The sequence below is a fragment of the Pseudomonas sp. genome (assembly GCF_048269965.1).
Classification (GTDB): domain Bacteria; phylum Pseudomonadota; class Gammaproteobacteria; order Pseudomonadales; family Pseudomonadaceae; genus Aquipseudomonas.
In genome coordinates this window covers 49,375-64,657 of sequence record NZ_JBLWTV010000024.1, presented here as the reverse complement: position 1 = coordinate 64,657, position 15,283 = coordinate 49,375, and the positions used below count along the sequence as shown (strand labels likewise).

The following is a 15,283-nucleotide window of genomic DNA, read 5'->3' as shown; positions in this document are numbered from 1 at the left end:
CAATTCAACGATGGGCTACCGCCTGCGGTGGCCGAAGAAAAACTTAACCCACTGTCCGGGATGGGTTGACCACTACAAACCCTGCGCGCAGTGACCGGGCCTGTCGACTGGCGCCTGATCAGGTGCAGCGGCTGGCGAAGAAGTTGCGCGATCTGTTGGCCAAAAGCGCCTAAAACAAGCTGTAACCCGCATATCTTCCGGGTTCGTGGCGGTTTTGAAAAAGTGCTTTTCAGTCACAACCCATGCTTTATACTCGGCCTTCGGCTGCAGCAAGAACGCGAATCGCTTGACCTGCTCCATGCTCGGTTGCCGGGGGTGGCGAACGCTGAGAAGAACGTTTTTACCGAGCCGTCAAAGCGCCTTCGGGACAATAAAAACATAGCGAGTTTGGAGAAGTTGGCAATGGCAGATCGTGAGACGGGAACCGTCAAATGGTTCAATGATTCCAAGGGGTACGGGTTTATTCAGCGCGAAAGCGGCCCGGATGTATTCGTTCACTACCGCGCCATTCGCGGCGACGGCCACCGCACCCTGGTCGAAGGCCAGAAGGTCGAGTTCGGTGTGACCCAGGGCCAGAAGGGCCTGCAGGCGGAAGACGTCTCTGCGGTCTGAGCACCAGCTCGAAATACACCAAGGCCCGTCGATGACGGGCCTTGTTGTTTGTGGGCGCTGTACTTCGTAGGGCGGGTTTCGCGGGTAGCTCCCCTCTCCCATTCATGGGAGAGGGGCTGGGGGAGAGGGCCGAGAACACCGCGAAACTGCCTGCTGGCTCCAACCTCTGTGAACGCGGCACGCCGCATGGGTACTAATCGTGTTCGGTCGTTTCATGTTTCAGTGGGTTGTAGGCTTTTCCCCGGATTTCATCCGGGCTACGGGCTGTCGGTTCAAGCGCCCGTGTCGGCACCTGACCCTCTCCCGCCCTTCGGGCACCCTCTCCCATAAATGGGAGAGGGGCATCAGAAGGCCGCCAAGCGGCCGCTTTTATTCAGTACGCCAGACGATCTCGGTTTCACCATCGGCATCGACCTTGATCCAGCGGTCGGCCTCTTCATCGCTTTCATCTTCCACCCAGGTGCCGGGTGCGCAACGCACCTGCACGCCGAGTGCGGCATGGGCAGCACGGGCGCAGGCGAGGTCGTCGGCCCAGGGGGTGGCATCGCTTTCCAGGTACAGGCTGTGCCATTTGCCCACGGCTTTCGGCAGCCAGGTCACCGGTACGTCGCCGGCGTTGCACTTGAAGGTCTGGCCCTTTTGCTGCCAGTCGCTGCACGGGCCAAGGGCTTCACCCAGCCATTGCGCCACGGCATCGCGTTCGGCGTCTTTCAGGTAGATCTCGATATCGGGTTGGCGCATGGCTTCTGATCCTGAGGGCTGGTGCTCTAAGTTTTGACGATCCAATCGTAGCGGATGGCAACGGTAACTTCGAAGGGCGTGGCGATCACCGCTTCACGGCGCTCGGCGCTGGCACGCCAGCCGTGTGGCGTCATGGCCAGCAGGTCGGCGCGAGCCTGGGCATCGTTCAACTGCAGCGCAAACTCGAGGGTTTCGCTATGGGCCAGGTGCATGCCGGGCGGAATCAGCGCCAGGTGCTTCTCGTCGTCATAGTCACGCACTTCGTCGTAGAGCTTTTGCCGCAGTTCCATCAGGTGCACGCGGGTTGGGCCCATGCGCAGCAGGCCGCCGCCGGGGGCGAGCAGACGTTTGGCTTCGCTCCAGTCCAGCGGGCTGAAGACGCTGGCCAGCAGCTCGCAACTGGCATCGGCCAACGGCACGCGGGCCATGCTTGCCACCAGCCAGTTCAGTTGCGCAGCACGTTTGCACGCGCGTTTCACCGCCTCACGGGAGATGTCCAGGGCGTAGCCGTCGGCAGCGGGCAGGGCGCGGGCGATCTGTTCGGTGTAGTAACCCTCGCCGCAGCCGATATCCAGCCAGCGCGCCGGCTTGTACTCGGCTGCCAGTGCGGCCAGGCGTGCGGCCAGCGGCGCGTAGTGGCCACCATCGAGAAAGCGTCGGCGGGCCTCGACCATGGCGGCGTTGTCGCCGGGGTCGCGACTGTTCTTGTGCTGCACCGGCAGCAGGTTGTAGTAGCCCTGGCGCGCGCGGTCGAAGCTGTGCCGGTTTTCGCAGGCCAGACCGTTGCCGCTGGGCATCAGCGGCGCTTGGCAGATGGGGCAGATCAGCATGGGTGTGCAAGTCGCGTAGCGACTTCCTCCTTGAGTCCTTCTCCCCCTGGGAGAAGGTGGCGCGCAGCGCCGGATGAGGGCAATGGGCGGATCAAGTTGGGAGGACGCCGGGCATCGGACGTGTCCCGCCCATCATGCCAGCAACTTCACCATGGTCTGGTAGTAGACCTCGGTCAGCAGGTCCAGGTCGCTGGCCAGCACGCGCTCGTTGATCTGGTGGATGGTGGCGTTGACCGGGCCGAGTTCGACCACCTGGGTACCCAGGGTGGCGATGAAGCGGCCGTCGGAGGTGCCGCCGCTGGTGGACGGCGTGGTGTCGCGGCCGGTGACGCTCTTGATGCTGGCGGCCACGGCGTCCAGCAATTCGCCCGGCTGGGTGAGGAAGGGCAGGCCGGACAGCGCCCACTCCAGGTGGTAGTCCAGGCCGTGCTTGTCGAGGATGGTGGTGACGCGCTGCTGCAGCTCCTCGACGGTGGATTCGGTGGAGAAGCGGAAGTTGAACACTGCCTTCAGCTCGCCGGGGATGACGTTGGTGGCGCCGGTGCCGGCGTTGAGGTTGGACACCTGGAAGCTGGTCGGCGGGAAGTAGTCGTTGCCGTGATCCCAGTGCTCGGCGGCCAGTTCGGCCAGCGCCGGGGCGGCCAGGTGAATCGGGTTCTTCGCCAGGTGCGGGTAGGCGACATGGCCTTGCTTGCCGTACACGGTCAGGGTGCAGCCGAGGGAGCCGCGACGACCGTTCTTCACCACGTCACCGAGCAGGGTGGTGCTCGACGGCTCGCCGACGATGCACCAGTCCAGGCGCTCGTTGCGCTCGCGCAGGCGTTCGACCACCGCCTTGGTGCCGTGCTGGGCCGGGCCTTCTTCGTCGCTGGTGATGAGGAAGGTGATGGCGCCCTTGTGGTTCGGGTGGTCGGCGACGAAGCGCTCCACCGCGATGATCATGCTCGCCAGGCTGCCCTTCATGTCGGCCGCGCCACGGCCGCAGAGCATGCCGTCTGCATCGACACGCACGTCGAACGGCTGGTACTGCCAGGCATCCAGCGGGCCGGTGGGCACCACATCGGTGTGGCCGGCGAAGCACAGTACCGGGCCGTCACCACCGCGTTTGGCCCAGAAATTCTCCACCTCTTCGATGCGCATGTGCTCGACCTCGAAGCCGCAGGCGGCCAGACGGCGCATCATCAGCTCCTGGCAACCTTCGTCGACCGGGGTCACGGACGGGCGGCGGATCAGGTCGAAGGCGAGTTCCAGGGTCGGGGTGAGTGTGGCGGTCATTGCGGCTCCGGTGCGGCGGCTAGCGTGAAGGGCGGCCATATTACCGTGAAAGTCGCGCAGCGACGCCATCCTTGATGCCCTTCTCCCAGCGGGAGAAGGTGGCGCGAAGCGCCGGATGAGGGAGGGCCGTCGGGGGCCGGCGCGGCAAGCGCGTCAAAGTAAAGATCGTTACCGATCAGGTCATAAGGCGCGTCGCGCGGTGCATTCGCGGTCAATGCGACTGGCTATGACAGACCGACGGCTGACCTGTGCGGCGGGCTTGGGTGGGCAGGGTGGTATCCCTATAATGCGCGGCTTGGTTCGGAGGGTGTAATGGGTACTGACGATCAGCGATTCGGCGGCATAGCCCGGCTTTACGGCCAGGAGGGCTATCAACGACTGGCGGCGGCGCACGTGGCGGTGGTCGGTATCGGCGGCGTGGGCTCATGGGCGGCCGAGGCACTGGCACGTTCGGGCGTCGGCGAGATTTCCCTGTTTGACCTGGACGACGTCTGCATCACCAACACCAATCGTCAGGTGCATGCTGTCGAAGGCGCGGTGGGCAAGGCCAAGGTCGACGAGATGGCGGCGCGCATCCGCGCCATCAACCCGGCCTGCGTGGTGCACGCGGTGGCGGATTTCGTCACCCGCGAAACCATGGCCGAGTACATCACCGAGCAGCTCGACGGAGTGATCGACTGCATCGACAGCGTGCCGGCCAAGGCGGCGCTGATCGCCTGGTGCAAGCGGCGCAAGATTCAGATCGTCACCACCGGCGGCGCGGGTGGGCAGGTCGACCCGACGCAGATTCAGGTCACCGACCTGAACAAGACCTTCAACGACCCACTGGCGGCCAAGGTGCGCAGCATGTTGCGCCGCGACTATGGCTTTTCGCGTACGCCGGGGCGCACCTACAGCGTGCCCTGCGTGTTTTCCACCGAGCAATTGCGCTATCCCAAGCCGGACGGCACGGTCTGTCAGGCCAAGGGTTTCGTGGGTGAGGGGGTGAAGCTGGACTGCGCCGGCGGTTTCGGCGCGGTGATGATGGTCACCGCCAGCTTCGGCATGGCCGCTGCGGCCAGGCTGGTAGACAAACTGGTAGCCGGCGCCCGTCGTCCGGCAGAGCGCCAATCGACAACTTGAGAAACGCCCGGGCGCGGCGTTTGACTATGCTGGGCGAAGGGAGAGGTTGCAGTAGCCGACAGGGAGACGTCGAACATGACCGTATCAGAGGTGATTTGTGTCGTACCTGTTTTGTAGCGTCGCACTGAGAAGACGCTGGGCACGGATGCTCGCCTCCCTGATGTTGCCTGTTTTGCTGGTAGCCCTGGGGCCCGTTCAGGCCGAGGCGCGAAAGCTGCGTATCGGCACCGGCGATTGGGCGCCTTATGTCGACCAGGAGCGCAGTGATGGTGGCGCTCTGGCGCGACTGATTAGCGCGGTGTTCGCTGAAGAGGGGTATCAGGTCGAGTTCATCTTCCATCCCTGGGACCGCAACGTCCTGATGCTGCAACAGGGCCAGTTGCACGCGATCATGCCTTATAGCTGCAGCCCCAGCCGGCTCAATTACGGCACCTGTAGCGACCCGCTGGTGCGCGGCGAGATCGTCCTGTTCCATCGTCGCGATCAGGCGTTCGACTGGACCTCGGTCGAGGACTTGCTGAAGTATCACATCGGCACGACGCTGGGTTACTCCTACGGCCCGGCGTTCGACGAGGCGCTGCAGGCCGGCCGCTTGAGCGTCGAGCAGAATGGCAAGGAGGACACCAGCTTTCGTCTGCTGGAGTTGGGTCGTATCGACCTGCACCCACAGGACCGTGCTGTCGGCTATGCCATGTTGAGTCGTTTGTTTCCGGACGATGGCGGTAATATCGTGCATCATCCGCGTCAGTTGAATACCGAGCCGCTGCGCTTGCTATTTCGCAAGGACGATCCTCAGAGCGTCAGGCTGTTGCGCGTGTTCAATGCCAGGCTGCGTGACTTTGCCCGGCGTGGTGACCTGCAGCGCCTGCAGCAGGCGCTCAATTCCGGCAACGCCGATGACTGGAAACCCAGCGCCTCGGCCCAGGCCGTGCGAGACTGAAGCGCACCTGCCTACCTCCTTCCTCCAAGAGTTTTCTACATGCTCAATAACGATGTACTGCGCAGCCTGCGCTATCTGCTGGATGTCAGCGATGGCAAGCTGGAAGAGCTTTGCCGGTTGGCGGACTATCCCGTCGAGCCGGGTCTGATCCCGGCCTGCCTGCTGCGTGAGGACGAGCCCGGTTTTCGTTCCTGCAGCGATGTGCTGCTGGCGCATGTGCTCGAAGGCCTGGTGTTCCACAAGCGCGGCAAGGACGACAGCCGGCCGCGCCTGGCGGTGGAAAAACGCCTGAGTAACAACCTGATCCTGAAGAAGCTGCGGGTGGCCTTCGAGCTGCGTGACGACGATATCCAGGTGATTCTGCAATTGGCTGACCTGCCGATGACCAAGACCGAGCTCAGCGCTCTGTTCCGCGCGCCGGGTCACAAGCACTTTCGCGAGTGCGGCGACCAGATCCTGCGCAATTTTCTGCGCGGGCTGACGCTGCGCGAGCGGGGCTGAGCCTCCGCTGCACATTGCCCAGGGATGTTCTGAACAAGTAGTGTTCGTCACTCCCACGAATGCGGGAGCCCAGGAAATCCGCAGGTCCGCCTGCGCGGGAATGACGGCTTTTGCAGCCTTTGCCTAGATGATTTCGGCGGTTGGCCGCTGCCGGCGGCGCGGGACCAGCAATATACCCAGGGCCACTCCCAGGAAACTGGTCAGCAGATCCCCTGCTATGGCGCCTGCGCTTTCCCAACCAGTCTCAGGCAATAGGCAGTCGTAGCTGACGCTGGTGAGCGCAGCGGATTGCACGGGTTGCTGATCCAGCGGTTGTCCCAGGTTGTACTGGGGGATGGCAGCCCAGTCGTCATGGATACGCTGCGTTTCTTCCTGGCTGCATAGATTGCTGTAAAAACTGATGCTGCCAAGGGCGATCAGGCCGAATGCGACCAAGCCGCTGGTGACGAGGCGCCGATTCGGAGCGATCAGCGCCAGGCAAATCCCGGCAAGCAGACCGGACAAGAGCAGGATCAAGATGAAGGGATGCAGCGGCAGCGCCTCGTAGAGGGCATCCGGCAGAAATGCCAGCATTGCTCCAAGCAACTGTGGGCCGACGTAAACCAAGGCGATGCTGAGCAGGGCGGCTAGCCCTACGCGGATAGAGACAGGCATGACTCGCTCCATGAGTTCGGGGGAGGCGAGCATACATCATCGACGCCGGGCGAGGCGGAACCTGCTTCTAGCTTTCTTGCGCCAGCTCGCGCATACGCTGCAGCACCGCATTGAGACCATTGCTGCGTGACGGCGACAGCTGCCGTTGCAGGCCCAACTGGTTGAACCAGTCGACCAGGTCGAGCGCTGCCAGTCTGTCACCGCTGAGCCCATCGACCCGGGCCAGCAATACGGCAAGCAGACCGCGCAGCAGGCGAGCTTCGCTGCTGGCGCGGAAATACCAGATGCCATCCCGGTTTTCTGTCACCAGCCAGACCAGGCTCTCGCAGCCATGCACGCGGTGTTCATCGACGCGTTCGGCTTCGCTCAACGGCGCCAGGCGTTCGCCCCATTGCATCAGCAGGCGCGCACGCTGCTCCCAGCCGGGGCAGGCGCTGAAGGCGTCGAGCGCTTGTTGGGCGGCAGGTGGCAGGCTCATCGCGACGTTTTCCAGATGCCTGTAGGAGCGGCTTCAGCCGCGATGCTCCGGGTGCCGATATTCGCGGCTGAAGCCGCTCCTACGAAAAGCCGTTGGTGGCATTTCATCGCAGCAGCTCCAGGGCGTTATCCAGGGCGCTGAAGAATCGCTGCAGATCCTCGCCGTCGTTGTACAGGCCGAGCGAGACGCGGATCGCACCACTCAGGCCCAGGCCTTTCATCAGTGGCATGGCGCAGTGATGACCTGCTCGCACGGCTATACCCTGTTCGGTCAGCAGGTGGGCCAGGTCGGCGTTGTGCACGGCCTCGACGCAGAAACTGGCCAGGGCCAACTGCGGCGCGCCCAGCAGGCGAACACCATCACGCGCTTGCAGACCGGCCAGCAGTTCGGCATGCAGAGCCGCTTCATGCTGACTCACGGCCAGGTGATCCAGGCTGCCCAACCAATCGAGTGCAGCGCCCAGGGCGATGACCGCTGAAACCGCGGGTGTGCCGGCCTCGAAACCCAATGGAGCAGGGCGAAAGCGCGCGCTCTGGTAGTCGGCATCGAGCACCATCTCGCCGCCGAATTGCCAGTGCTGCAATTGGCCCAGCGCTTCGCGGCGCCCATACAGCAGGCCGACGCCATCCGGGCCGTAGAGCTTGTGCGACGAACACAGGTAGAAGTCGCAGCCCAGCGCCTGCAGGTCATGACGACCATGCACCGCGCCCTGGGCGCCGTCGACCACGCTGAGTGCGCCTTGCGTGCGGGCCAGGCTCAGCAGCTCGCTCAGTGGTTGCCAGCGCCCGAGGACGTTGGACAGCTGCGAAACCGCCAGCAAGCGGGTACGCGGGCCGATCAGGCGAGCCGCTTGCTGCAGATCGATGCTGCCGGCGTGATCCAGCGGCAATACCACCAACTCGAGATTGCGCCGCTTGGCCAGTTGCTGCCAGGGCAGCAGATTGGCGTGGTGCTCCAGCGCGCTGACGACGATCTGCTCGCCAGGCTGCAGCAGATGCTCCAGGCCATAGGCAAGCAGGTTCAGTGATTCGGTCGTGCCACGGGTAAAGATGATCTGCTCGGCGCTGGCCGCATTCAGCCACTGTGCCGCCTTGCCACGTGTGGCCTCGAAGGCGCGGGTGGCACGCTCGCCCGGCAGGTGCTGGGCGCGGTGCACATTGGCCACGCCGCCGGCCAGGTAGCCGAGCAGGGCGTCCAGCACTGCCTGCGGTTTCTGCGCAGTGGCGGCGCTGTCCAGATAGGTCTGGCCTTCGGCTTCGAGGGCGAGAATGCCGGGGAAGTCGGCACGCCAGGGGGAGATCAGTGACATGAGGAGCCTATCCCGTAGGGTGCGCCATGCGCACCGGATCGCATGGCTGAGCGGTGCGCACGGCGCACCCTACGTGGGATCAGTTGTGGGCGTGCAGGGCTTCGTTCAGCTCGATGGCCGACTTGTGGGTCTTGCACTCCACGGCGCCGGTCAGCGAGTTGCGACGGAACAGCAGATCCGGCTGACCCGCCAGGTCGCGCGCCTTGACCACCTTGACCAGGGCGTTGCCTTCGTCGAGCAGGTTCACCTTGGTGCCGGCGGTGATGTACAGGCCGGCTTCGACGGTGTTGCGGTCGCCCAGTGGGATGCCGATACCGGCGTTGGCACCGATCAGGCAACCTTCGCCGACGCTGATGATGATGTTGCCGCCGCCGGACAGGGTGCCCATGGTCGAGCAGCCGCCGCCCAGGTCCGAACCCTTGCCGACGAAGACGCCAGCGGAAACGCGGCCTTCGATCATGCCCGGGCCTTCGGTGCCGCCGTTGAAGTTGACGAAGCCTTCATGCATCACCGTGGTGCCTTCGCCGATGTAGGCGCCCAGGCGCACGCGGGCGCTGTCGGCGATACGCACGCCGGCCGGTACCACGTAGTCGGTCATTTTCGGGAACTTGTCCACCGAGAACACTTCCAGCAGCTCGCCCTTCAGGCGGGCTTCCAGCTGGCGCCCGGCCAGCTCGGCGAGGTCGACGGCGCCCTGGCTGGTCCAGGCCACGTTGGGCAGCAGCGGGAAGATGCCGGCCAGGCTCAGGCCGTGAGGCTTGACCAGGCGATGCGACAGCAGGTGCAGCTTGAGGTAGGCCTCCGGGGTGCTGGTCAGCGCGGCATCTTCAGCCAGGAAGGTGGCGACCAGCGGGTTGTGGCTTTCGGCCAGGCGGGTCAGCAGCGCCGCTTGAGCGGCGTCCAGGCCTTTCAGCGCTTCGGCCAGGTCGGCGGCCTGTGTGCTGGTGAAGGCGATGGCCTGGTTGCCGCCCTGGTAGCCGAGCTTCTCGGCGGCCTTGGCCACCAGTTCGCTGGCCGGGTTGAGCAGCGGCTGGGCGTAGAAGACTTCCAGCCAGTTGCCCTGGCGGTTCTGGGTGCCAACACCAAAGGCGATGCTGTAAAGGGAGGTGCTCATTGGATAGGGTTCCTTGCAACGAAATCGGGTGAGAGTGATCAGGCCAGCGCGGCTTGGTAGTTATCCGGCTTGAAACCGACCAGGGTCTTGTCGCCCAGATCGAGTACCGGGCGCTTGATCATCGAGGGTTGGGCCAGCATCAGTTCGATGGCCTTGGCCTGGTCGAGATCGGCTTTGTGCGCGTCATCCAGCTTGCGGAAGGTGGTGCCAGCGCGGTTCAGGACGGTCTGCCAGCCATGCTCGTTGCACCACTTTTCCAGGTTTGCACGGTCGATTCCGACGCTCTTGTAGTCGTGAAAGGCATAGTCGACCTGGTGTTCATCGAGCCAGGTTCTGGCCTTTTTCATGGTGTCACAGGCCTTGATGCCATACAGGACGTAACTCATTGATCTTCCTCTGATGAGTGGCGTGCCGGAAGGTCCGGGAAATACGGCGGGCCATTATGCCACGTCGCGTCCTGACGTGGCGGCGGCTGTCGCTGCTATGTGTTACAGGGCCGGCACTCGCCAGCCAGCGGCGATGACAGATACGCGTAGCCCGGATGCAATCCGGGGATAGCCGGCATACGGCGTCCCGGATTGCATCCGGGCTACGGAGTCGAAAGCTCGCGGCTGAAGCCCCTCCTGCAAGCCAAGTAGCTGTGGCAGGGGGCTTTAGCCGCGACGGTTGAAGTGGCTCAGGCGCTGCGGATGAAGCGGGCGATGCGCTCGGCGGCCTCGATGCACTCGGCCAGTGGCGCCACCAGCGCCATGCGCACGCGGCCGGCGCCCGGATTGACGCCGTTCACTTCACGCGACAGGTACGAGCCGGGCACCACGGTGACGTGCTCGGTGGCGAACAGGTCGCGGGTGAACAGGGTGTCGTCACCCGGTGTGCGTGCCCACAGGTAGAAGCCGCCATCGGGGCGCTGCACGTCCATCACCGGGGCCAGGATGTCCAGCACGGCAGCGAACTTCTCGCGGTACATGTCACGGTTGCTGCGCACATGCGCTTCGTCATTCCAGGCGGCCACGCTGGCCAACTGGGTTTGTACCGGCATGGCGCAGCCGTGGTAGGTGCGGTACAGCAGGAAGTGCTTGAGGATGCTGGCGTCGCCGGCGACGAAGCCCGAGCGCAGACCCGGCAGGTTGGAGCGCTTGGACAGGCTGTGGAACACCACGCAACGGGCGAAATCGCTACGGCCCAGTTCGGCGCAGGCGCTGAGCAGGCCGGGCGGTGGTGCGTCCTCATCGAAATACAGCTCGCTGTAGCACTCGTCGGCGGCGATGACGAAGTCATGCTCGTCGGCCAGGGCGATCAGCTTCTTCAGCGTCTGCACCGGGATCAGTGCGCCGGTGGGGTTGCCTGGCGAGCAGAGGAACAGGATCTGACAGCGCTTCCAGATCTCGGCCGGCACGGCATCGAAGTCCGGATTGAAGCCATGGGCTTCCAGACACGGCAGGTAGTGCGGCTCGGCGCCGGCGAGAAAGGCTGCGCCTTCGTAGATCTGATAGAAGGGGTTGGGGCTGACCACCAGGCCCTTGGCGTTGCGGTCGACCACCGCCTGGGTGAAGGCAAACAGGGCTTCGCGCGTGCCATTGACCGGCAGCACATGGCGCGCGGCATCCAGCCAGCCACTCGGCACGCCGAAGCGGCGTTCGCACCAGCTGGCAATGCTCTGGCGCAGTTCCGGCAGGCCGAGGGTGGTCGGGTAGACGGCGAGCTTGTCGAGATTGGCGGTCAGCGCCTGGCCGACGAACTCGGGCGAGCGATGCTTGGGTTCACCGATGGACAGGGCAATCGGGCGCTTGTCGGCGGCCGGCTGCACGCTACCGAGCAGTTCGCGCAGTTTCTCGAAAGGGTAGGGCTGGAGCTGGTCGAGGGCTGGATTCATCGTTATCTCGCGTACTTCGGAAAACGGGGCGGCGCAATCATATGTTGATCTGCAGGGTTTGCGGCTGAGCGCTGGGCTCGGACAGGCGGCGGACGATGGTTTCCTGCAGGCGCGCGCAGAGTTCGGGGTCGGACAGCGGCTGGTTGTTGGCGTCGGTGACGAAGAATACGTCCTCGACGCGCTCGCCGAGGGTGGCGATCTTGGCGTTCTGCAGCGACAGGTCGTATTCGAGGAAGATTCGCCCGATCCGCGCCAACAGTCCGGGCCGGTCCGGTGCGGTCAGTTCGAGGATGGTCACCGGGCGCTGCGCGTCGTTGTGGATGGTCACCTGCGGCGCGAAAGCGAAGTGCTTGAGCTGGCGCGGTACGCGGCGCTGGATAATGGTCGGGTAGTCGTCCGGGTTCTTCAGCGCTTCGATCAGGCCTTCGCGAATCTGCTGGATGCGTGCCGGGTTGTTGCCGATCGAGCCGCCGTCGGCATCCAGCACCACGTAGGTATCGAGGGTGAACTGGCTGGTGGAGGTGATGATCCGCGCGTCGTGAATGTTCAGGTTGAGCTGGCTCATCGCGGCCACGGTCACGGCGAAGAAGTCGTGCTGGTCCGGTGCGTAGATGAAGATCTGCGTGCCGCCCTCGAACTCGCGCTGGGTGGTTTCCTTCATCAGCACCAGCGGGCCGCCATCGTTGGGGTGCTGAAGAATGGCATCGGTATGCCAGGCCACGTCGGTGGCGGTGTGGCGCAGGAAGTAGTCGTCGCCGAGCTGGCTCCACAGTTGTTCGGCATCGTCCGGGTCGGTGCCGCCCCGTACCAGGGTGTCCAGGGCCGCGCTCTGGGTCTGGCGAATCTGCTCTTCACGATCCAGCGGGTTTTCCAGGCCACGGCGCAGGGCACGCTTGGTCTCGGTGTAGAGCTGGCGCAGCAGGCTGGCGCGCCAGGAATTCCAAAGGCTGGGGTTGGTGGCGTTGATGTCGGCCACGGTCAGCACGTAGAGGTAGTCCAGGTGGGTCTGGTCGCCGACGAACTGGGCGAAGTCGTGAATCACCTGTGGGTCGGAAAGGTCCTTGCGCTGGGCGGTGGTGGACATCACCAGGTGGTGCTGCACCAGCCAGACGATCAGTGCGCTGTCCCAGGCTGGCAGGTGATGACGGCGGGCGAAGGCTTCGGCGTCCACCGCGCCCAGTTCCGAGTGATCACCACCGCGGCCCTTGCCGATGTCGTGATACAGGCCGGCGAGGTAGATCAGCTCGGATTTGGGCAGCTTGTCGATCAGCTTGCTGGCCAGCGGGAATTTCTCCGCCAGCTCCGGCCAGCGGAACTTGCGCAGGTGCTTGATCAGGTTGAGCGTGTGCGCGTCGACCGTGTAGATGTGGAACAGGTCGTGCTGCATTTGCCCGACGATATGGCCGAACTCCGGCAGGTAACGGCCGAGAATGCCGTAGCGGTTCATCCGGCGCAGGTTGCGGTGAATGCCTTCCTTGCACTTGAACAGTTCGATGAACAGGCTGGTGTTGCGGATGTCCTTGCGGAACTCGTCATCGATCAGGTGGCGGCTGTCGCGCAACAGGCGGATGCTGTCGGCGCGTACACCTTTGATTTCCGGGTGCTGCGCCATCAGCACGAAAATCTCGATGATGGCGAAGGGCGTGCGCTTGAACACGTTCGGGTGGGTGACTTCGATGTAGCCGTCGCGCACCTGGAAACGGCTGTTCAACGGCGTGGCCTGGCCGCTTTCGCCGGCGCGCAGGATGACTTCCTCGAAGTGCTGGTTGATCAGGTCCGACAGCTCGGAAATCCCCATCACCACGCGGTAGTACTTCTGCATGAAGTGTTCGATGCTGCGTTTGCCGTCGCCGTCCTGATAGCCGAACAGGGCGGCGATCTTCACCTGGTAATCGAACAGCAGGCGGTCCTCGGCGCGCCCGGCCAGCATGTGCAGGGCGTAGCGCACCTTCCACAGGAACTCCTGGCTGGAGGAGAGCAGGGCGTATTCGCTTTCCAGCAGGAAGCCGTGGCTGACCAGGGCCTGCAGATTGAGCGTGCCGAACTGGCGGCGCGCCACCCAGAGCACGGTCTGGATATCGCGCAGGCCGCCAGGTGAGCCCTTGACGTTGGGTTCTAGGTTGTACTCGGTGTCGTTGTACTTGCCGTGGCGCGCCTTGCGTTCCTCGCGCTTGGCCAGATAGAAGTGCTTGCTCGGCCACATGGCGTCGGTGCTGGTCACCTGCTGCATGCGCTGGCGCAGGTGCTCCGGGCCGGCGATGGTGCGGCTTTCCATCAGGTTGGTGATCACCGTCAGGTCGGCGCGCGCCTCTTCGGCACATTCGTCGACCGAGCGCACGCTCTGGCCGACTTCCAGGCCGATGTCCCAGAGCAGGGTGAGAAAGCCTTCGATGGGCTCGCGAAAGATTTCGTGATCGCTGCTGTCGAGCAGGATCAGCAGGTCGATATCCGAATAGGGATGCAGCTCACCACGGCCGTAGCCGCCGACGGCGAGCAGGGCGATGTCGGCATCTTCACTCCAGGTGAAGCGTTTCCAGGCTTCCTGCAGGATCTGATCGACGAACCAGGCGCGGTCTTCGACCAGGCGGCGAATGTCGCGACCGGCTCGAAAACGCGCATCCAGCACCTCATGCGCGCCACGGATGGCCTTCTTGAATGCAGCGATGGGGCTGGATTTCAGGGCCAGCTCGGCCTGGAACTGACCACGGTCAAACAGTTCGGGGTCCATCTGCGGCATGCAGTTGCCTTCCTTATATAGAGTGGGGTGCGCTGTACGCACCACAAGCTTCGATGGGGCGCACGGCGCACCCTGCGGATCGCGGTCAGGCCGAGGTGCGCGGCAGGCTGTCGTCGCTGCGCAGGGTCAGGATCTCATAGCCGTCAGCGGTGACCAGCACGGTGTGCTCCCATTGTGCCGACAGCTTGCGGTCCTTGGTGATGGCGGTCCAGCCGTCGCCGAGCAGGCGGGTTTCCGGGCGGCCCTGGTTGATCATCGGCTCGATGGTGAAGGTCATGCCTTCCTTGAGCTCCATGCCGGTGCCGGCCTTGCCGTAGTGCAATACCTGCGGCTCTTCATGGAAGACCGCGCCGATGCCATGACCGCAGTATTCGCGGACCACGGAGAAACCGTTCTTTTCCGCGTGCTTCTGGATGACTTCGCCGATATCGCCCAGGCGGGTGCCGGGTTTGACCAGCTCGATGCCTTTATACATGCATTCCTGGGTGACCTTGGCCAGGCGCTCGGCCCACTCGGCGACCTTGCCGACCATGAACATCTTGCTGGTATCGCCGTGGTAGCCGTCCTTGATCACGGTGACGTCGATGTTCAGCACGTCGCCGTCTTTCAGCGGCTTGTCATTGGGGATGCCGTGGCACACCACATGGTTGATCGAGGTGCAGATCGACTTGGGGAAGCCCTTGTAATTGAGCGGTGCGGGAATGGCCTGCTGCACGTTGACGATATAGTCGTGGCAGATGCGGTCGATTTCCTCGGTGGTGACGCCTGGCTTGACGTGTTCACCGATCATCTCCAGCACTTCGGCGGCCAGACGGCCGGCCACGCGCATTTTCTCGATTTCTTCGGCGGATTTGATGGTGACGGTCATATGAAGCTCTCGGGCACGAACGGAAAGGGCGATATATTAGCAGCTTCACCGTGCCAGCCCCAAAGGCGCTGCAACCGCTGCGAGGCGTTACTGCGTTGTTTGCCAGCTCTTGTAGCCTGAGCCGGCATTGTGTGGTATAAAACGCGCCGCTTTACGGGCACTAAGCCCGAAAGCTCAAACCCACACACGTATCGACACGGTTTCCTGGGTGCCTTTCGACAAGTTCGAG

General features: G+C 63.8%; 15 protein-coding genes. 4 read left to right on the top strand and 11 right to left on the bottom strand.

Going from position 1 to position 15,283, the window contains the following annotated elements; translation table 11 throughout:
* Positions 1-402 precede the first annotated feature (402 nt).
* Positions 403-612, top strand: coding sequence for a cold-shock protein (locus ACN0X6_RS21665; RefSeq protein ID WP_004423973.1), 210 nt, complete (start codon positions 403-405; stop codon positions 610-612).
* A 369-nt stretch (positions 613-981) separates the two neighbouring features.
* Here the strand turns inward: ACN0X6_RS21665 and ACN0X6_RS21660 are convergent, their stop codons facing one another.
* The 3 genes from ACN0X6_RS21660 to dapE all read right to left on the bottom strand — a co-directional run bounded on the left by ACN0X6_RS21660 (position 982) and on the right by dapE (position 3,458).
* On the bottom strand, positions 982-1,353 hold the full coding sequence (locus tag ACN0X6_RS21660; protein ID WP_417707134.1) for a hypothetical protein: 372 nt from the start codon (positions 1,351-1,353) through the stop codon (positions 982-984).
* Between the two features lie 26 nt (positions 1,354-1,379).
* On the bottom strand, positions 1,380-2,183 hold the full coding sequence (locus ACN0X6_RS21655) for a putative RNA methyltransferase (RefSeq protein ID WP_417707132.1): 804 nt from the start codon (positions 2,181-2,183) through the stop codon (positions 1,380-1,382).
* A gap of 132 nt (positions 2,184-2,315) precedes the next feature.
* Positions 2,316-3,458 carry a succinyl-diaminopimelate desuccinylase gene (gene dapE / locus ACN0X6_RS21650; protein WP_417707130.1) on the bottom strand — a complete coding sequence of 381 codons (1,143 nt, stop codon included), beginning with the start codon at positions 3,456-3,458 and terminating at the stop codon, positions 2,316-2,318.
* 312 nt (positions 3,459-3,770) lie between these two features.
* Between dapE and tcdA the strand changes: the two genes are divergently transcribed.
* From tcdA to ACN0X6_RS21635, 3 genes are all read left to right on the top strand, one after another.
* Positions 3,771-4,580, top strand: coding sequence for a tRNA cyclic N6-threonylcarbamoyladenosine(37) synthase TcdA (gene tcdA / locus ACN0X6_RS21645; protein ID WP_417707128.1), 810 nt, complete (start codon positions 3,771-3,773; stop codon positions 4,578-4,580).
* A 145-nt stretch (positions 4,581-4,725) separates the two neighbouring features.
* Positions 4,726-5,520 (top strand): substrate-binding periplasmic protein, encoded by a 795-nt coding sequence (locus ACN0X6_RS21640; RefSeq protein WP_417707127.1) that lies wholly within the window; start codon positions 4,726-4,728, stop codon positions 5,518-5,520.
* 39 nt (positions 5,521-5,559) lie between these two features.
* On the top strand, positions 5,560-6,021 hold the full coding sequence (locus tag ACN0X6_RS21635; RefSeq protein WP_417707125.1) for a DUF1456 family protein: 462 nt from the start codon (positions 5,560-5,562) through the stop codon (positions 6,019-6,021).
* A gap of 123 nt (positions 6,022-6,144) precedes the next feature.
* On the opposite strand, the gene ACN0X6_RS21630 is transcribed toward ACN0X6_RS21635, so the two are convergent.
* From ACN0X6_RS21630 to map, 8 genes are all read right to left on the bottom strand, one after another.
* Entirely contained in the window at positions 6,145-6,708 is a 564-nt protein-coding gene (locus tag ACN0X6_RS21630) for a hypothetical protein (RefSeq protein ID WP_417707123.1), read from the bottom strand.
* A gap of 34 nt (positions 6,709-6,742) precedes the next feature.
* Positions 6,743-7,153 (bottom strand): SufE family protein, encoded by a 411-nt coding sequence (locus ACN0X6_RS21625; RefSeq protein ID WP_417707121.1) that lies wholly within the window; start codon positions 7,151-7,153, stop codon positions 6,743-6,745.
* A gap of 103 nt (positions 7,154-7,256) precedes the next feature.
* Complete coding sequence (locus tag ACN0X6_RS21620; protein ID WP_417707119.1) at positions 7,257-8,462, bottom strand: aminotransferase class V-fold PLP-dependent enzyme; 1,206 nt, start codon at positions 8,460-8,462, stop codon at positions 7,257-7,259.
* A gap of 79 nt (positions 8,463-8,541) precedes the next feature.
* Positions 8,542-9,576 (bottom strand): 2,3,4,5-tetrahydropyridine-2,6-dicarboxylate N-succinyltransferase, encoded by a 1,035-nt coding sequence (gene dapD, locus ACN0X6_RS21615; RefSeq protein WP_417707117.1) that lies wholly within the window; start codon positions 9,574-9,576, stop codon positions 8,542-8,544.
* Positions 9,577-9,614: 38 nt separating this feature from the next.
* Positions 9,615-9,962 carry an ArsC family reductase gene (locus ACN0X6_RS21610; protein WP_192985557.1) on the bottom strand — a complete coding sequence of 116 codons (348 nt, stop codon included), beginning with the start codon at positions 9,960-9,962 and terminating at the stop codon, positions 9,615-9,617.
* A 290-nt stretch (positions 9,963-10,252) separates the two neighbouring features.
* Positions 10,253-11,449, bottom strand: coding sequence for a succinyldiaminopimelate transaminase (gene dapC / locus ACN0X6_RS21605; protein ID WP_417707115.1), 1,197 nt, complete (start codon positions 11,447-11,449; stop codon positions 10,253-10,255).
* A gap of 37 nt (positions 11,450-11,486) precedes the next feature.
* Positions 11,487-14,186: a [protein-PII] uridylyltransferase gene (locus ACN0X6_RS21600; protein WP_417707113.1), complete on the bottom strand. Its 2,700-nt coding sequence runs from the start codon at positions 14,184-14,186 to the stop codon at positions 11,487-11,489.
* An 85-nt stretch (positions 14,187-14,271) separates the two neighbouring features.
* On the bottom strand, positions 14,272-15,054 hold the full coding sequence (gene map / locus ACN0X6_RS21595) for a type I methionyl aminopeptidase (RefSeq protein WP_417707111.1): 783 nt from the start codon (positions 15,052-15,054) through the stop codon (positions 14,272-14,274).
* Positions 15,055-15,283 lie beyond the last annotated feature (229 nt).